18 protein-coding genes are annotated in these 16,504 nt (G+C 63.2%); 2 read left to right on the forward strand and 16 right to left on the reverse strand.

Annotation, left to right across the window (positions count from 1 at the left end):
* Positions 1–2 precede the first annotated feature (2 nt).
* The 6 genes from H292_RS0106295 to H292_RS0106320 form a co-directional block, all read right to left on the reverse strand.
* A complete protein-coding gene (locus H292_RS0106295; RefSeq protein ID WP_020110870.1) occupies positions 3–842 on the reverse strand; it encodes a mycofactocin-coupled SDR family oxidoreductase in 840 nt (279 codons plus the stop codon).
* Positions 839–1,258, reverse strand: coding sequence for a MaoC family dehydratase (locus tag H292_RS0106300; RefSeq protein WP_020110871.1), 420 nt, complete (start codon positions 1,256–1,258; stop codon positions 839–841). Before H292_RS0106300 ends, H292_RS0106295 begins: the two co-directional genes overlap by 4 nt.
* Complete coding sequence (locus tag H292_RS0106305) at positions 1,255–1,695, reverse strand: hypothetical protein (protein ID WP_019663166.1); 441 nt, start codon at positions 1,693–1,695, stop codon at positions 1,255–1,257. Before H292_RS0106305 ends, H292_RS0106300 begins: the two co-directional genes overlap by 4 nt.
* Positions 1,692–3,248 carry a class I adenylate-forming enzyme family protein gene (locus tag H292_RS0106310; RefSeq protein WP_020110872.1) on the reverse strand — a complete coding sequence of 519 codons (1,557 nt, stop codon included), beginning with the start codon at positions 3,246–3,248 and terminating at the stop codon, positions 1,692–1,694. The genes H292_RS0106305 and H292_RS0106310 overlap by 4 nt, the downstream gene beginning before the upstream one ends.
* Positions 3,249–3,258: 10 nt before the next feature.
* Positions 3,259–3,666 (reverse strand): nuclear transport factor 2 family protein, encoded by a 408-nt coding sequence (locus tag H292_RS0106315; protein WP_020110873.1) that lies wholly within the window; start codon positions 3,664–3,666, stop codon positions 3,259–3,261.
* Between the two features lie 161 nt (positions 3,667–3,827).
* On the reverse strand, positions 3,828–4,979 hold the full coding sequence (locus tag H292_RS0106320; protein WP_080748779.1) for an acyl-CoA dehydrogenase family protein: 1,152 nt from the start codon (positions 4,977–4,979) through the stop codon (positions 3,828–3,830).
* A 71-nt stretch (positions 4,980–5,050) separates the two neighbouring features.
* Here H292_RS0106320 and H292_RS0106325 point away from each other — a divergent pair, with 71 nt between their 5' ends.
* Positions 5,051–5,815, forward strand: coding sequence for an SDR family NAD(P)-dependent oxidoreductase (locus H292_RS0106325; RefSeq protein WP_027498649.1), 765 nt, complete (start codon positions 5,051–5,053; stop codon positions 5,813–5,815).
* Between the two features lie 49 nt (positions 5,816–5,864).
* Here H292_RS0106325 and H292_RS0106330 read toward each other — a convergent pair whose 3' ends face one another.
* The 8 genes from H292_RS0106330 to H292_RS0106365 are packed head-to-tail and all read right to left on the reverse strand — an operon-like array spanning position 5,865 to position 13,079.
* Positions 5,865–6,656: an SDR family NAD(P)-dependent oxidoreductase gene (locus tag H292_RS0106330; protein WP_020110876.1), complete on the reverse strand. Its 792-nt coding sequence runs from the start codon at positions 6,654–6,656 to the stop codon at positions 5,865–5,867.
* A gap of 3 nt (positions 6,657–6,659) precedes the next feature.
* On the reverse strand, positions 6,660–8,033 hold the full coding sequence (locus H292_RS0106335) for an MFS transporter (protein WP_020110877.1): 1,374 nt from the start codon (positions 8,031–8,033) through the stop codon (positions 6,660–6,662).
* Between the two features lie 29 nt (positions 8,034–8,062).
* On the reverse strand, positions 8,063–8,473 hold the full coding sequence (locus tag H292_RS0106340) for a Zn-ribbon domain-containing OB-fold protein (RefSeq protein ID WP_020110878.1): 411 nt from the start codon (positions 8,471–8,473) through the stop codon (positions 8,063–8,065).
* Positions 8,470–9,624, reverse strand: coding sequence for a thiolase family protein (locus H292_RS0106345; RefSeq protein ID WP_020110879.1), 1,155 nt, complete (start codon positions 9,622–9,624; stop codon positions 8,470–8,472). The genes H292_RS0106340 and H292_RS0106345 overlap by 4 nt, the downstream gene beginning before the upstream one ends.
* Complete coding sequence (locus H292_RS0106350; RefSeq protein WP_020110880.1) at positions 9,621–10,055, reverse strand: MaoC/PaaZ C-terminal domain-containing protein; 435 nt, start codon at positions 10,053–10,055, stop codon at positions 9,621–9,623. Before H292_RS0106350 ends, H292_RS0106345 begins: the two co-directional genes overlap by 4 nt.
* Positions 10,052–10,651, reverse strand: coding sequence for an FAS1-like dehydratase domain-containing protein (locus tag H292_RS0106355; protein ID WP_020110881.1), 600 nt, complete (start codon positions 10,649–10,651; stop codon positions 10,052–10,054). Before H292_RS0106355 ends, H292_RS0106350 begins: the two co-directional genes overlap by 4 nt.
* Positions 10,648–11,850, reverse strand: a complete 1,203-nt coding sequence (locus tag H292_RS0106360) for a CaiB/BaiF CoA transferase family protein (RefSeq protein ID WP_020110882.1) — start codon at positions 11,848–11,850, stop codon at positions 10,648–10,650. Before H292_RS0106360 ends, H292_RS0106355 begins: the two co-directional genes overlap by 4 nt.
* Entirely contained in the window at positions 11,847–13,079 is a 1,233-nt protein-coding gene (locus H292_RS0106365) for a CaiB/BaiF CoA transferase family protein (RefSeq protein WP_020110883.1), read from the reverse strand. Before H292_RS0106365 ends, H292_RS0106360 begins: the two co-directional genes overlap by 4 nt.
* A gap of 167 nt (positions 13,080–13,246) precedes the next feature.
* On the opposite strand from H292_RS0106365, the gene H292_RS0106370 reads away from it, so the two are divergent.
* Positions 13,247–13,840, forward strand: coding sequence for a TetR/AcrR family transcriptional regulator (locus H292_RS0106370; protein ID WP_020110884.1), 594 nt, complete (start codon positions 13,247–13,249; stop codon positions 13,838–13,840).
* Here H292_RS0106370 and H292_RS0106375 read toward each other — a convergent pair.
* Positions 13,830–15,032: a CaiB/BaiF CoA transferase family protein gene (locus H292_RS0106375; RefSeq protein ID WP_027498651.1), complete on the reverse strand. Its 1,203-nt coding sequence runs from the start codon at positions 15,030–15,032 to the stop codon at positions 13,830–13,832. The genes H292_RS0106370 and H292_RS0106375 overlap by 11 nt on opposite strands.
* Positions 15,032–16,504: an aldehyde dehydrogenase family protein gene (locus tag H292_RS0106380; protein WP_026347434.1), complete on the reverse strand. Its 1,473-nt coding sequence runs from the start codon at positions 16,502–16,504 to the stop codon at positions 15,032–15,034. Before H292_RS0106380 ends, H292_RS0106375 begins: the two co-directional genes overlap by 1 nt.

Genomic DNA, 16,504 nt, shown 5'->3' on the forward strand with positions numbered 1-16,504 from the left:
TTTCACTTGACGTATGCGCCCGCATCCACGGGCAGAGTGACACCGGTGACGTATCTGCCTTCGTCACTGGAGAGATAGAGCACGGCATTGCTGATATCGACAGGGTCGATCCACGGCACCGGCAGGGTGTTGAGAGACATGAACCCAGCCATGGCCTTGTCCTGGGTCGGCTCCGGATCTCCCGGCGCGAACATCGAGTACGTCCCCGGGTTCTGGATCATGATGGTGTCGACGTTGGTGGGATGCACGGTGTTGACGCGAATCTTGTACTGACCGAGCTCGTTGGCCATCGTCCGCATCAATCCGACGATGCCGTGCTTCGCAGCAACGTAATGGGCTACGTGCTGAATGCCTTTGAGCCCGCCGATCGAGCTGGTGAACACGATGGATCCGCCGTTTCCGGCTTCGATCAGCGAAGGAATGGCGACCTTGGCGGTGTGAAAGACACCGGTGAGATTGACGTCGATCATGTCCTTCCACTGCTCCGACGTCAGTTCCCACGAGAGCCCATAGGTCGCGATACCTGCATTGGCGACAACGATGTCGACGCGCCCCAACTCCGCGACACCCTCGTCGAACACTGCCTGCAACTGATCGAGGTCGCGGACATCGGCTCGACGGGCGAAGATGCGACGATCGAGGGCCTCGACCTGCGCAGCCGTCTCGGCCAGTTCATCCTCGGTGGCAAGTGGGTAGAACGGGGTGACCGTATCGATGTTCTCGCAGATGTCCACGGCGATGATGTCGGCGCCTTCCTGCGCCAATCTGACTGCATGCGAGCGCCCTTGGCCGCGTGCCGCGCCGGTGATGAATGCTACTTTACCTTCGAGCCTTCCGGTCATACGGAGTCCTTCGGTAGTAGTACGGTGCCGGTTCCGGTAAGGACCTCGGCGCCGCCCATGACGGTCAGGGACAGTGAACAGTCGACTTGCAGTCCGTCGGGCCTTTCGGCCACCGCCGTCACGCTGCCCGATGCCTCGAGCCTGTCGCCCTCGAACACGTTGCCCAGGAATCGGAATCGATAGTGAGTGATGCGATCGGAGCCCCCGGCCCACTGGCCGAGCATCGACAGCACGTACGCCATGTTGCTCGGGCCTTGGTTGACGGTCTTGTCACCCATGCCCAGCTCGGCGACGGCCGCGCGATCGAAATGAATCGGGTTGGGGTCACGCATCAGCGCCGACAGAAGCTTCATCTTCTCCGGATCGACGCTCTCGATGATGCGGCCCGGGATAGACTGACCCACTTCGATACTCACGTGACCTCCCCTCGGCGCGGGAAGACGATGGAGTTGGTCGTCGACGCGACGAGCTCGGCCTGCGCGTCGAGCACGTCCAAGCGGTAGCCGACGATGTCGAACACTCCTGTCTTCTTACCTGTCTTGCGCGCCGCCGAGACGATTTCGCCACGGACCGTGTAGGACTCCCCTGTCTTCAACGGGGTGCGGACAGTCGTATCGGTCTCGCCGAACATCGGACCGTCTGCTTCGGTTGCGGCGAAGACGTCGAACAGTTCGTTCCACGTCCAGCCCATCGATCCGGTAGCGACGAGGAACACGAACGTAGGATGCGAGGCCCCGTCGTCCGGCGCGCAGTCCATGGCGTCGAGCACCAGGGTGACCCACCAGTTCTCCAACGTCCTGGTACCGCCCGGCATTCGGGTTCCGACGAGGGCCGTCAGTTCGTCCTCGGTCATACGCTGCGGCCCGCCGCCTCCCAGTAGGGTGCCCGCAAGTCGCGTTTCATGATCTTGCCGGTAGGCGCCTTGGGCAGCGCCGAGACGAAGTCCACCGACCGCGGCTTCTGGTACGACGCCAGGTTCTTCTTGGCTACGTCGATGATGTCCTGTTCGGTGGCCGTCGTTCCAGGTTTGAGCACGACGACGGCTTTGACGGCCTCACCCCATTCGTCGTCGGGGATACCGATCACAGCGCATTCGAGCACGGACGGGTGTGCGCCGATAGCTTCTTCGACCTGAACGCTGAAGATGTTCTCGCCGCCGGAGATGATCATGTCCTTGGCTCGGTCGACAATGTAGATGTAGCGATCCTCGTCCCAGGTGGCTATGTCGCCGGTCCACATCCATCCGTCGCGCAGCGTGTCCTTGGTCAGTTCCGGCCGATTGAGGTAGCCGATCATGTTCGATTCCGATCGGACGACGATCTCACCGGGGGTCTTGCCGTCCCGTGGGACTTCCTCACCGAAAGCATCGACGATGCGAATGGTGGTGACGAAACCTTCGCGGCCGCAGGACTTCAGACGATGCACATCGTGACCCTTGACCGCGGCGAGGTGATCTTCCTGGGACAGGAATGACATCGTCGTGCCCTCGGTCTGCCCGTATCCCTGAATCAGCGTGCAGGGGAACGACTCGAGTGCCGCACGCACGATGGTCGACGGCATGGGCCCGCCACCGTATTGGATGTTGCGGAGGCTGCTCAAGTCGTAGGACGCGAAGTTCGGGACGGCCATCATCCAGTTGAGCATCGTGGTGATGCCAAGGAATGCAGAGACCTTCTCAGCCTCGATGATCTCGAGTGCTTGCTGCGCTTCGAAGTTGACCAGCACCACCGGACAACCGTGCTTCATGTAGTTCATCGAGAGAACAACGGGAATGTGGTACATCTGGCCGGTGAGCATGTACACATCGGTGGGCACGACGCGTTCTGCCACAGTCTGATTGAGCATCCCGTTGGCGGCACTGGTGTGCGTGTGGATCGCACCTTTGGATTCGCCGGTGGTCCCGCCCGTGTAGAGGATGAAGAACGGATCGTCGCCGCCGATCGACGGCGTCCAGATGGGTTCGGCCGCGCTCGAGCGAGCGAGAAGTTCGTCGTAGGAACCGTCGGAGTCGGCGCCGAACTCGAGCCAGTTGTCGACGTTCACCGAGCGTTGCAGCTCCCGCTTGGTCTCGGACCATTCCGCGGCGGTGATGATCACTTTCGGCGCCGCATCGGAAATCAATCCGATGAGCTGCTTGATCCCGAGACGCCAATTCAGTGGCTGCAGAACCAGTCCTGCCCGTCCGGCAGCGAAGTACAGCTCCTGAAACTCGACACTGTTGCGGGTCAGGACTGCGACGCGATCGCCTTTGTTCAGGCCCAAGCCTCGCAGTCCGTTGGCAAGCCGTCGGACACGTTCGTCCAGTTCGGAGAAGGTGATGCGACGATCGTTCGGGACGTCGAACACGGCCTGACGGTTCGGCGTCAGCGCAGCCCACTTCGCGGGGATCAATCCCTGATTCAGCATGTCAGTGCCTTCAGTACGGGAGGTCGAGTGCGATGTGACGCTTGGAGATCAACCAGGTTCCGTCGACTTCGGTGAACTCGTCCTCGTACTTGCCGCTGGACAGAACGGTCAGTTTCCCTTCGGCCACCGAGATGATCACCAGATAGGCAACGACTTTCGCGTGCGTGGCATCGATATCGTCGATCAGAATGTTCGTTGTCAGATGGCGGCGCTGATCCGACTGCGAATGCGCCGAGCCGTTCATCAGCTCCATGATCGCGTCGAGTCCGTCGAACGGCCCGATGAGGTCGCCATCGGCGATCTTCATCGTCAGAACGGCATCCTTGGTGAACGACGCTTCGATCATCTCCGGATGATGATCGTCGTAGCCGAGCGCATAGCGGCTGAGAGTGTTCTCGATACCTGAACGGGACGACATGGCGGGCTCCTCGAGATGGTCGTGACGGTGGTCACATCAAGGCCAATCATAATCATCAATCACGTTGCGTCAAGCGCGATTTCGTGACATGCGTAGGATTGTGGACATGCCTGTGCCCGCCCGAGTACGGAGCATTCTCGGACGGGCGCACCGGGCTGGTACTACAGCAAATCGCCCTTGATCAATTGTTTGGCAAGCGAATCCAGAATCACTTCGGTAGAGCCCTCGTAGATCCGCATCGGACGAGCTTCCCGGTACAAGCGTTCGATGACGCTGCCGCGGGTGATGCCGTAACGGCCCATCACCTGAACGGCGCGATCGACCACTCGGCCGGCCACCTCGGTGGCCGCAACCTTGGCCATCGAGGACAGGTGCAGATTCGCCCTGGCGTCGCGCGCCGACGCCGCGGCGGCTCGGTACGTCAGCGAGCGTGCCATCTCGATATCGGTCCAGCACGTCGCCAGATGCTCGGGCACCGAGCCGAGCCTGGACAGACTGACGCCGAACTGTTCACGATTGTTTGCATGGCGTACAGCCTCTTTCAGCGCCGCATCGGCCAGGCCTACGGCTGCGCCCGCGACCGACACACGGAACGTGGCGAGCGTAGCGAGCACGAGCGAGAAACCCTTGCCCGGTTCGCCGATGCGATGATCGAGCGGCACACGAACGTCGTTCAAGATCACGTCGGAGAGCACGTGCGGCGCAATGATCTGATGCGGACGCTCGGTGGTGACTCCCGCTGCATCGGCCGGAATCAGCACCAACGAGTACCCGTCGCCCTCACGACCGAGAATGCTGTAGAAGTCCGCGTCTCCGCCGTTGGTGATGAAGGACTTGTGCCCGTTGACCACGAGCTGGCCGTCGACTTCCTCGATCGACGTCGTCAGCGCCTTGAGGTCCGATCCGACGTGCGGCTCGGTGAGTCCGAGCGCGGCGATGGCATCGAGGTTGGCCACCCGCGGCAGCCAGTGCTCCTGCATCGCGGGCGTGCCGCCGACCGACAGGCCGTAGCTGCCGATGCCCTGCATCGCGAAGAGGGAGTCGAGGTGTGCGCATTCGGCAGCGAGACGCTCGCGTACGACGGTCACCGCGAGCGAATCGACCTTCTCGAACCGGCCTCCGAACTGCTTCGGCACCGTCACCCCTGCGAGACCAGTGGCCTGCAGACGCTTGCGCACGTCCACATCGATGCTGTCCGACTCGTCGGCCCGTTCTGCAATATCGCGGACAGACTCTGCAAGCGCCCGCGCTTCTACCTGGAGTTCGACATACTTACTTGGGAGCTCGAACAGTCCCGCTGATTCTGACACCATGTCTCCATTCGTCAATCTATGATTACCATACTAAGGAATTGCCTACAGCGGTCCAGATCCAGGAGAAAACGATGCCCCAGTTCGACGCCCCCTCTCGTTTCGACCTCTCGGGCCGCGTCGCCCTGATCACCGGCGGCAGCCGAGGCCTCGGCAAAGCAATGGCGTTCGGGCTGGCCCAGGCAGGTGCTGACGTCATCATCGCGAGTCGCGATTTCGAGTCGTGCCAGGTGACGGCCAAGGAGATCGAGGACGCGACCGGGCGTCGGGCATTCCCGATCGCCGCCCACGTCGGGAAATGGGACGCACTCGACGAGCTGGTCGACACGTCCTACGAGCACTTCGGCAAGGTTGATGTGCTGATCAACAACGCAGGCATGTCGCCGCTGTACGACTCGGTGGACTCGATCTCCGAGACACTCTTCGACAAGGTCCTCGGCGTGAACTTGAAAGGTCCATTCCGCCTCGCAGCCCTGATCGGAACCAGAATGGCGCAGGGCGACGGAGGATCCATCATCAACATCTCGAGTGCGGCGTCGACCAAGCCACGGCCGGATGTGCTGCCGTACGCTGCCGCGAAGGCCGGCCTGAACGCCATCACCGTCGGACTGGCCAAGACCTTCGGGCCCACCGTGCGCACGAACGCGATCATGGCGGGCACCTTCCTCACCGACGTCTCCAACGCCTGGGACATGGAGGCTTTCAGCAAGCGCGCAGAGACCTTCGCAGCCAAACGCGGAGGCGACCCCAACGAAATCGTCGGGGCCGCCTTGTATCTCGCCAGCGATGCCTCCAGCTACACCACGGGGTCCATCATCACCGTGGACGGCGGGATGTAGGGCGGCTCCCAGTGTGTTCGGGGCGGCTCCGCCGCTCGAGCTGCACTACCTAGGACCGCAGACCCCGCCAGGCCATGGTGCCGCCGTCGACGGGGACATTGGTGCCCGTCATGAACGACGCCGCGTCCGAGGCGAGGAAGCACGCAACCCGGGCGACCTCGACGGGATCGCCGAGTCGCGGGATCAGGTGTGCGCCGCTCATGAAGCGTTCCTGCACAACCGGGTCTTCGGCTGCGTCGATATGCTTCTGCGCCATCGTGGTTCGAAAGCTGCCCGGCGAGAAGCTGTTGCACCGGACCTCGTTCGCCAGTGAGATCGCCGTTGTGCGGGTCAGCTGGATCACCGCGGCCTTGCTGACGGAGTACGCAGGCGTCTTGTACCCCATCATCCCGGACACCGAGGCTGCGTTGACGATGGATGGCCCTCGATCGGACGCGCGCAGATACGGCGCAGCGTATTTCGTTGCCAACCACATAGATTTGACGTTGATGTTCATGACCGAGTCCCACACGTCCTCGGGGAGGTCGACGATGTTGGCCTGCTCCCCCGACACGAAACCGGTGTCGATGACGCCCACGTTGTTGACGAGCGTGTCCAGCCCGCCGGCCGCGGAAACGGCGTCGTCGATCATCTGCCGGACCTGTGCACCGTCGGACACGTCCACCCGCAGCGCGACGCTCTTGGCACCAGCCGCTGCGATCAGCGTCTCGGTCTCGGCCAGAAGCTCGGGAGAGATATCCGCGACGATCACAGTCTCGGCCCCTTGGGCAGCGGCCTCGACGGCGATGGCCCGGCCGATTCCCGAGCCACCGCCCGTCACCAATACGCGCTTGTCTCGCATGTGTCAGCCTTCCTTCACGAGTGGTGGGTAACCAGTCACCGGCTCCGCCACCATGTCCATCGGCGCAGTTTCGTCGCGGGTGTGCTTCCACAGTGCGTAAGTTGCCAATGCACCGACCACCATCGGAACTGCGGCGAAGTAGTACAGCGTCTGCGGAGCGAACACTGCCAGCGCGTAGCCGACGGCGATCGGCGCCGAGATGGAGAACAACCGGCCGATACCCAGCATCCACCCGATGGCGGTCGAGCGTGCCCGAACGGGGTACAGCGGAGGGACGACAGCAGCAGCCGCGGTGATCGCGATATAGGTGAACAGTCCCACCGCGACGGTGAGCGCAATGGCAATCCCCGGGTGGCCGAAGAACGCCGCGAACGCAAGGATAGAGACTGCGGCAATCGCCATTGCCGTCCACAGCAACCGGCCCGCAGAGATCTTCAATGTCCACACACCGAACACCAGTGCTCCGACGAGTCCGCCGAGGCTGAGGATCAGGCCGGCGGTGGTTCCGAGTTCTGCGCTACCACTGGACTCTTTCACCAACTGCGGGGTCCAGGTGTTCGCGAAGTAGAACGCCGACATCAAGCACGAGTACATCAGCCACGTCAGCAGCGTCCGGTAGTACATGCCGTTCGCGAACAAGCCGCGAACCGAGGTGTTGTCCTCGACGACGGGGGCTACTGCGGGTCGGGCGTTCGGGTCGATGGCGGGGTTGTTCAGTTTGACGATGAAGCGGTGGATCTCGGCGTCGGCTTCCGGTGTGTTCTTGCTGATCAGGAAGTCGATCGACTCGGGAATCATGGCCAATGTGACCGCGACTGCCCCGGCAGTGATAACAGCGCCGAAGATGAACATGACCTGCCATGCGCCGTCGAAGGCAGCCACGAGCAGCGCTCCGATTCCGCCGCCGACGAGGCTGCCGAGTGGGAAGCCGATCGAGTACACACCCATGATGGTGTTTCGGCGCTTCTCCGGTGACAACTCCTGGACCAGTACGATGAGGCTGGCGGCCATTCCGCCGATACCGATGCCGGTGAGGAAGCGGGCGGCGATGAGTGCCTCGACGTTCGGCGACATCGCCGACGCAGCCAGGCCGATCAGGTTGAGGACGAGGCCCCACAGGATGAGGCGTCGACGTCCGATCCTGTCGGCAAGGGGTGCAAGGAATATCGATCCTGCCGCCATGCCGGCCAGGCCCGCGCTGAGAAGGTAGCCTTTCTCGGCGGTGCTGTCGAAGAATCCGTCGGGTAGGTGTGGGAGCACGAATCCCATCACGAACACGTCGAATCCGTCGATGGTGATGACCAGCAGACAGGCGGCCAACACTTTGTACTGGTAGCGGGAGATCGGCGATGTCTTGATCGCGGTCGAAACGTCCATCGTTGGTTCCATTCCGAAAGGTAAGGGGTTCAGTCGAGTACGAAGACGGGCACGTATTCGTACTCGTCGGCATCGCCGGATTTGTGGAATTCGGCGTGGACGGACGCGCCGGTCACAGGTTCGCGATCTTCTACGACCAGACGGGTCCACCACCAGGGGCCTTCGTCGAGTTCGACGACGGCAAGAATGTGCTGTGGAACAACGGTGCCTTCGGCATTGCGGCCGTACACGGTGGTCCACGAGATGATTCGGCCGCGGCCGCTGGCAGGTGTCCAGCGGTAGTCGGCGTCGTCCGGAACTGCGGTCTGTGGCGCGAGAAGTTCTCCGGTGCCGATCTTCTCGCGCAACAGTAACTCGCCGCGCGCAGTGCCGTCGAAGAAGTCGGCAGTCTGGGCGTCACGGCGGACAGGCGCAAGCGGGATGGACAGGATTGCAGTCATCGGCCGGCTCCCAACAGAAGGGTGGAATGGTGATCGAGGACGCCGCCGTTGCCGGAGACGAGCGCTGTGTCGTGCTTGTCGACCTGACGCTCCCCCGCCTGCCCGCGAAGCTGGATGACTGCTTCGGACAGCGGAGTCATTCCCCACATGTAATACGACGACAGCTGTCCGCCGCCGGTATTGACCTTCAGCGAGCCGCCCGGTCCGAGAAGACCTGGCGTCCCGACGAAGTCGCCGCCGGACCCCTTGTCGCAGAACCCGTAGTCCTCCAGCGAGATCAGCAGCGTGTAGGTATAGCAGTCGTAGAGTTCGACCAGGTCGATGTCCGTTGGAGAGAGCCCAGCGGCAGCGAACGCCTTCGGCCCGGATTGTGCTGCTCCGCTCACCAATCCGAAGTCGTCGTTGCGGCGCATGTAGTGCCCGGGATGCGACTGTGCCGACGCGAGAATGTCGACGGGTGGCTGCGCCAGATCTCTGGCGCGCTCGGCGCTCGTCACGATGACGGCGACGCCGCCGTTGGAGACGAGGCAGCAGTCCAGCAGATGGAACGGTGAGCTGATCATCCGCGAATCCTGGTGGTCGGCGAGGGTGATCGGATCACGCATCTGCGCAAGAGGATTCAATGCAGCCCAGGCCCGCTGCGCGACGGCCACCGACCCGAGCTGCTCGGAGGTGGTGCCGTAGGTCTGCATGTGCCGGTTGGCTGCCAGTGCGTACAGCGAGTTGGCACTGTTGACACCGGTTGATCCAAGAATCCCTTCCCAACCGACCCCGCCCGAGTTGGCCTGTGCATAGGACGCCCCGGTCGCGACGCGCTCTTTCAACGGCGCGTCCGCGAATACACAGGCCACCGCGGTGGCCTGTCCGGATTCGATGGCCGATGCCGCGAACTGAACCATCGCTCCGGCGGTCGAGCCGTAGGACTGCATCACCGACAGCAGCGACAGGTCTTCGAGACCGAGTTCTTGCGCGAGCGGCAAGCCGAGTTCGCCAGTGACTCCGCCGCTGATGAGAAGACCGTCGATCTCGCTCAGCTCGAGGTGCGCATCGGCCGCTGCCCGACGGACCGCGTCGGCGCCGAAGTTCGTCGCCGTCTTGCCATAGATCCGGCCCATCTCGGTCACACCGAGACCGGCGATCGAGGCTTTCATACCAGAGCTTTCTGGAGAGGCAGTTCGATTTCCATCGTTCCGGGTCCAACCGTGACGACGCCTTCGTTACGGCTGACCAGTTCGACCGCCACGATGCCTTTGTCGCCTCGAATCTCCTTGCCGACGACGGTGCCGTGCACGGTCGTGGTGGTACCGACGAGGTTGAACTTCTTCATTGCGAAGCCCTTCACCGATCCGATGACACCGGTCGGTCCTGCCCAGTCGCGAACTGCCCGCTCCCACATGCCCATCAGGAACAGCACGTTGGCGTAGGCCTCGGGTGCGCCGGAATCCTTGGCGTACTCGGAGTTGTGGTGGATTGAGTTGAAGTCGCGGTTCGACCCCGCCGCCATCACGAGTCGGTACATCGACAGCGGGTATTCGGGCACCGGGAGCTGCTCGCCCTCGGTGACGTCTTCGAAAAATCTCATGATTCGGAGTCCTCGGTCACGGGGTTGTAGGCGTAGACGACGTTGCGTACTCGCGCGACGACGTCGCCGCGGTCGCTGACGATGTCGTTCTCCCAGGACAGGAACGCACCTCGGCCCAGCGAGGTCTGCTTGGGACTGCACGAGATCAGTCGTCGACCTCGGTTTCCGAGTCGTTCGCCGAGCAGGACCGGTCTGACGAAGTCGAGTTCCATGCTGGCCGTGAGGAACCCACTCGTCTCCGGTCCTGGATACGGGTCTTCGTTGTTGATCGGGCTTCGCGTCGGCTGCGCGTCGCGATCGGCACTGCCGTACAGCGTCTCCTCACCGGGGTTGCGCATCGCTGCGATCGCCCAGGACAGCAGGCCAGTGGACGGCGAAATCACACCGTCGAACCCAGCGCCGCGGGCAGCATCCTCGTCGTAGTGAATAGCACTGTCGAGCTCGAGCGGTTCAAGATACCGGCGGACAGTTCCGGACTCGACCGGATCACCGCCCCAGCGAATACTGCCGTCGGAGAAGTCCTCGCCTACCCGGACGACGAGTTCGTCCCAGTCCGCCACCCAGGACGGCCTGACGTCCGTCAGTTCTGTCGTCATGTCAGTGCACCTTCACTTTCCAATGTTTCGATCTGCTCGGCGGTGAGGCCGAGGATGTCACCGAGTACGTATGTGTTGTCCTGGCCGCACACCGGGGCCGCTCGGTCGACGGACAATGGCGTGTCGCTGAGCTGGTACCTAGGGCCTTCGATCGTCACTCGTCCGTGCAGAGGGTGGTCGAGTTCTACCAGATGCCCTCGGTGTCTCAGCTGTGGGTCCTCGCAGAAAGCCTGGCTGTCGGCCGAGACGTGTGCGGCAATACCGACGCGTTGCAGAAGATCTTCGAGGTCCTGCGAACGATGCCGCACGGTCCATCCAGCAACGAGATCGTCGAGTTCGTCGCTGTGCCGCAGTCGGACGTCGAGCGTGCGGAAATTGGTTGAGGCGTCGGGAAGATTCATGACCGTGGCGAGCATCCGCCACTGGTCGTCGTCGCCGACGGTGATGGCCACGAACCGTCCGTCGACGCAGGGGTAGACGCCGTTGGGAGCGAACGCTGCGTCGCTGTTGCCACGCCGCGCGACGACCGTTCCCTCGGCCGAATACTGGGCCAGATAGGGCGATTGCAGGAAGGCACCGCACTCGACCTGCGAGATGTCGATGTACGCACCGACGCCGCTCTGCTCACGCTCGAGCAGGGCAGCGAGCAACGCCGCCAGGCCGAACCGCGGAGCCACGTAGTCGGTGTACGGGCCGAACGGTCCGAGCGGAAGCCGATCCTCCCATCCCACCGCAGATTGGAATCCCGACAGGGCGGCACCGACATTTCCGTAACCGGCGAGGCCGCTGTAGGGCCCGTCCTGTCCGTTGATGGAACTGCTCACCATGATCAGGCCCGGATTCGTCGCGCTCAGGCTCTCGTAGTCGAGCCCCCACTTCTTCATTCGCCCGGGTGCGTACGACTCGAGGACGATGTCGGCCCAGTCGGCAAGAGATCTGGCGACGGCACGTGCGGCCGGGAGCCGAAGATCCAACGACACACCGAGTTTGCCTGCATTCACATTTCCGTACAGCGCCGAATTCTCATGTCCTGCAACACCACCCTCGAAGGGAGGCATCAGGCGCGCGGTCTCGACCTTGGTGCCGGATTCCACGCGCACGACGGTTGCGCCTGCGTCGGCAAGGGCTCGCCCGACGAGTGGGCCGGCTACCACCCAGGACATGTCGAGGACCTTCACTCCGTCGAGTGGCTTGCTCATGACGCGTTCTCCATGACGCGCGTGCCTACCCAGTCGGTGAGAACTTCCTCGGTGTGTTGTCCCAACGACGGTGCGGGTGTGCGTACTTCGAGAGGCTCGCCGGCGACCTTCGCAAACGCACCGGGCATCCTGATCTCGCGACCTGCATCGTCGACGACGGTCGAGTAGAAGCTCCGTGCGTCGAGTTGTGGGCTCGCAGCAACGTCCCCGGTGTCGTAGATCGGCACGCACAGCAGACGGTGTTCGCGTGCCGCTTCCAGCACAGCGTTCTTCGTCTTGCCGGCCAAGAACTCGGCGACGGCGCCGCGGGCCTCGTCGAATCGAGCGTCGTCGAATTCCCCGCGTGCCACCATGTCCGGAATTTCGCGCCAATCGATCGACGCGAATCGCTCGTAGTCCGAATTCTCCGACGCCATCCACCCGAAGAACGCGGTGGTGAACGCACCGGAGGCGCGTCCGACAGTGAGATGGAATTCGATGAGACCGTCGGCGCAGCGCCATTTCTTCTTGGCGGGATCGGTACCGGAACCGCTACCGGACTGATCGATCTTCTTCACCGGACCATCTACGAGTTTTTCCCACTCCGGGGCTACATCACCTGCGGTGTGGGCGAGAACCCTTCCCAGCGTCGCTGTTCCGAGACATGCCTGCGCGGAGACATCGACATGCTGACCGCGACCGGTGCGTGTCCGTGCCAGCAACGCGAACAATGCGCCGTCGGCGGCATCGGCGGCGGCATGGAGAAAAGCCTGCGGAATCGAGATCCTGACCGGTGGCCGATCTGCCTCCCGATGCGGGTCGAGCGGTCCTCCCGCAGCCCAGACCACGAGGTCACTGGCCGCGTATCGCGCCTTCGGCCCGGTGGATCCGAACGCCGAAATCGAGACGTAGACCAGGCGCGGGTACAGGGTGTGCAACTTTTCGAATCCGAGCCCCAGGCTGTCCATCACGCTGGGTCCGGCCGATTCGATCACGACGTCGGCCTGAGCGATCAAGTCATGGAGTCCCGCTGGATCCTCGAAGTCGATCGCGATGCCGCGCTTGTTGGCCGCATAGGTGTCCCAGAAATACGATCCACGAGGTCCGAGTGGCTCGGCTGTCCGCGCCGAGGATCCACCGAGCGGCTCGACCTGGACCACGTCGGCTCCGAGATCGGCAAGCATTCGGCCTGCGAGCAAGCCACGCTCATCAGTGAAGTCGAGCACGCGGTACCGCTCCAACAGCGCCATTGCGCCCACCAATCATGAAAAGGGAGAACACCTTCCGAATCAGCAGGAAGGCGGAACGTTTCTGAACGTTCTTCGTCCGTAACTAGGAAAGTACACTCTCCCCTGACACGAATCAATGGTTTTCAGTGGTTCAGGTCACAAATCTTTCGAACGAGAAGGAGACGGCTGTGCCGGACACCTCCAAGACGGGGCGCCCACGCGACCCCGACCTGGAACGACGCGTGTTCGATGCCGCCGTCGACATCTTCGGAACCCAGGGATGGGCCAAGTTCTCCATCGAAGCCGTCGCGCGTCAGGCCTCCGTCGGAAAGGCGTCGATCTACCTTCGGTGGCCGAACAAGAACACCCTGCTGCAGGACGCCATCGAGGACCGCATCACCGTCGTCGCCACTCAGGATTCCGGTGACATCAAAGCCGACCTCCTCGAACTCGCACGCCAGACCATGCGGCTCTACCTCGGCGGAGCAGGACGAGCGATTTTTCGCATGGCCATCGAGGGGGATTCCATCCCCGGCGTCACCGACCAATTCGCGCTCTTCCGCGACTCGCAAACCCTCGCCGCACGCGAGATGGTCCGCAAAGCCATCGCCCGCGGTCAGCTCCCCGCCGGCACCTCGGTGACGCTGCTGCTCGAAACCTTGCTCGGCGCAATCATTCTGCACACCCTCAGCACACCGAAGAAGCTGGACGACGCAGTGCGGGCGCACTCCGAAGAGTACGCCCGCACCTTGGTCGACCATGTACTGCGAACTACGCGCTGACGATCCCGCGCGTGGCGAGGTCGCTGAGTTCAACTGCACTCAAGGACAACTCCGCCGTAAGAATCTCGGCTGTGTGCTCCCCGACCCCAGGCACCCCGTCGTACACCGGACCGTCGTAGCTCTTCATGTGCAGGACCGGACCCGGCATCAGAACTTTGCCGAGTACGTCGTTGCCCGTGATCTCCACCAACGTGCGTTCCAGGAAATGCGGATCCTCCACCACGTCCGATGCGTCGTTGACCGGTGCGCTCACCACCTCGAACTTCTCGAGCACCTCGAGCACCTCGGTGCGCGGCATGCTCTTGCACCAGTCGATGACCATCTGCTGCACGTCGTCGTTGTTCCGCAGGCGATCGGCATTGGTCGCGTAGCGAGGATCGTCGATGACCTCCGCTTTGCCCATCGCCGCGAACAATCGCTTGGCGATAGCCTGATTGGACGCGGCGATGGACAGGAACTTCCCGTCGGCCGCCTCGTAGATGCCGCGAGGTGACGCGGCTCCGGTCGAATTACCGATGCGCTGCTGAATCTCGCCCGTCGCGGTGTACTTCAGGAACATGTCTCCGACGATGAACATCAGCGGCTCGTACAGCGCGACATCGACTTCCTCACCGAGACCGGTCTTTTCCCGCTTGAACAACGACATCGCCACGCCCATCGCTGCGGACAGGCCCGCGATGGAGTCGGCGAAACCGAACGGCGGCGAGGTGGGAGGCGAGTCCGGCCAACCGTTGACGTTGGCGAATCCACTGGCCGTCTCGGCGACGGTGCCGAATCCCGGCAGCAGGCGGTTCGGCCCGGTCTGGCCGAAGCCGGACACGCGAGCCAGAACGAGCCCGGGGTTGTCCTTCGACAGTTCCTCGAAGCCGAGTCCCCACGATTCGAGACGCCCTGGCCTGAACGACTCGATGACTACGTCGGCGCCGGCAATGAGACGCTTGACCAGCGCACGACCTTCGGCATCGCGCAGATCGATTCCCACCGACCGCTTTCCTGCGTTGAGCCGCGAGAACCCGAGAGACAAGCCCTTCTTCTGCGGAATCCACTGCCGTGCATAGTCACCCGAGGCTGGGTCCTCGACCTTGATGACCTCCGCGCCGAAGTCACGCAGCATGCGCCCTGCCGTCGGCGCGGCGTACATCGTGCCGAGCTCGACGACCTTGATGCCCGCGAGCGGACCGGTGGCGCCCATCAGATCCTCCACTGGATGTGCTTGACCTCGAGGTATTCCTTCATGCCCCACTCGCCGAGCTCACGGCCGACTCCGGACTTGCCGTAACCGCCGAACGGTGCGTCGGGGCGCATCGAGCCACCTCCGTTGATCCACACCGTTCCGGCCCGGACCTGCTCCGCGACCCGCCTGGCCTCGATCGGATCGTCGCACCAGACGTTCGCCGCGAGACCGTAGTCGGTGTCGTTGGCGAGACGGATCGCTTCCTCGGTGTTCTTGAACGGCACGATCACCGCGACGGGTCCGAAGATCTCCTGTTGCACTGCCCGTGCGCTGTGCGGAAGTCCGCCCAGCAGAACCGGATTGACGAACCATCCCTTCTCCGGCAGCGGCTTGGTGACTTGGAGCAGCTTCGTGCCGCCCTCGGCGACCGATCCGTCGATGAAACCGTTGACGCGGGCCTGATGGTCGGGCCGGATCATCGGTCCGATGTTCGTCGCGGGATCCCATGGGTCGCCGACGACCATCTGATCGAACGCCGATGCGCCGGCTTCCAGGAACTCGTCGTACACGCTGTCGTGCACGAGAAGCCGTGCGAGCGCTGCACATCCCTGGCCGCCGTTACGTGCCCAGCGAAGGTGCATCTCGACCGCGATCTTCTTGACGTCGACACCCTCGAGCACGATGTTCGGGGACTTGCCGCCGAGTTCGAGCGTCACACCCGTCAGGTTGGCCGACGCCTGCTCCATGATCTTCGCGCCGACGCCGTCGGACCCGGTGAACGAGACGCGATCCACGCCACGATGCGACGAGAGTTGTTGTCCCACATCGGCACCGCCGATGATGACGTTCATGACGCCCGGCGGCAGGCCGGATTCCTTGATGAGGTCGCCGAGGAACAGGGTGGTGAGCGGGGTTCGCGGCGACGGAAGCAGCACGACGGTGCAGCCCGCCGCCAGCGCGGCGCCGAACTTGAAGATCGCGAGATTGAGCGGATAGTTGTATCCGGTGATGGCGGCGACCACGCCGACGGGCTGGTGGACCACGTCGCTCATCGTCGGAACCGGCTTGTCGTATTCGCCGAGATGGATCGTACGATCGGTCTTCGCAGCCTCGGCGGCCCAGCGCAGGTGCTCGTCGACGGCCATCTTCACCTGCAGGTACGAGGCCAGCGACACCGGGCACCCCACCTCGTTGACGATCGAGGGTAGCAACCGGTCCGCGGCCTTCTCCAGCGCGTCGGCGAAGCGGTGGATGTGCTTCGAGCGCTCTTCTCCACTCAGTGCGGACCACGCCGGAAATGCCCTCCGCGCTGCGGCGACTGCGTCATCGACCTGGCTGCTCGACGCTCCCCCGACGGTCGCGATGACCTCTTCGGTGGCGGGGTTGTAGACGTTCCACGTCTCACCCTGCGGCTGGGCATCGGTATCGCCGATCAGCAGAGTCCTGGTGTCCGGTACCCACGTCTGATCTATCTCCGCCACGGCAGTCAT

Source organism: Rhodococcus sp. 114MFTsu3.1, from assembly GCF_000383555.1.
GTDB lineage: Bacteria > Actinomycetota > Actinomycetes > Mycobacteriales > Mycobacteriaceae > Rhodococcoides > Rhodococcoides fascians_E.

Bases quoted from the DNA above. Each gene is read 5' to 3' on its own strand.
- H292_RS0106305 (WP_019663166.1), bottom strand. From the start codon at position 1,695: ATGACCGAGGACGAACTGACGGCCCTCGTCGGAACCCGAATGCCGGGC.
- H292_RS0106325 (WP_027498649.1), top strand. From the start codon at position 5,051: ATGCCCCAGTTCGACGCCCCCTCTCGTTTCGACCTCTCGGGCCGCGTC.
- H292_RS0106335 (WP_020110877.1), bottom strand. From the start codon at position 8,033: ATGGACGTTTCGACCGCGATCAAGACATCGCCGATCTCCCGCTACCAG.
- H292_RS0106355 (WP_020110881.1), bottom strand. From the start codon at position 10,651: ATGACGACAGAACTGACGGACGTCAGGCCGTCCTGGGTGGCGGACTGG.
- H292_RS0106295 (WP_020110870.1), bottom strand. From the start codon at position 842: ATGACCGGAAGGCTCGAAGGTAAAGTAGCATTCATCACCGGCGCGGCA.
- H292_RS0106310 (WP_020110872.1), bottom strand. From the start codon at position 3,248: ATGCTGAATCAGGGATTGATCCCCGCGAAGTGGGCTGCGCTGACGCCG.
- H292_RS0106375 (WP_027498651.1), bottom strand. From the start codon at position 15,032: ATGGGCGCCACCGGTCCGCTCGCGGGCATCAAGGTCGTCGAGCTCGGC.
- H292_RS0106315 (WP_020110873.1), bottom strand. From the start codon at position 3,666: ATGTCGTCCCGTTCAGGTATCGAGAACACTCTCAGCCGCTATGCGCTC.
- H292_RS0106350 (WP_020110880.1), bottom strand. From the start codon at position 10,055: ATGAGATTTTTCGAAGACGTCACCGAGGGCGAGCAGCTCCCGGTGCCC.
- H292_RS0106365 (WP_020110883.1), bottom strand. From the start codon at position 13,079: ATGGCGCTGTTGGAGCGGTACCGCGTGCTCGACTTCACTGATGAGCGT.
- H292_RS0106340 (WP_020110878.1), bottom strand. From the start codon at position 8,473: ATGACTGCAATCCTGTCCATCCCGCTTGCGCCTGTCCGCCGTGACGCC.
- H292_RS0106345 (WP_020110879.1), bottom strand. From the start codon at position 9,624: ATGAAAGCCTCGATCGCCGGTCTCGGTGTGACCGAGATGGGCCGGATC.
- H292_RS0106330 (WP_020110876.1), bottom strand. From the start codon at position 6,656: ATGCGAGACAAGCGCGTATTGGTGACGGGCGGTGGCTCGGGAATCGGC.
- H292_RS0106320 (WP_080748779.1), bottom strand. From the start codon at position 4,979: ATGGTGTCAGAATCAGCGGGACTGTTCGAGCTCCCAAGTAAGTATGTC.
- H292_RS0106360 (WP_020110882.1), bottom strand. From the start codon at position 11,850: ATGAGCAAGCCACTCGACGGAGTGAAGGTCCTCGACATGTCCTGGGTG.
- H292_RS0106380 (WP_026347434.1), bottom strand. From the start codon at position 16,504: ATGACTGCCGTGGCGGAGATAGATCAGACGTGGGTACCGGACACCAGG.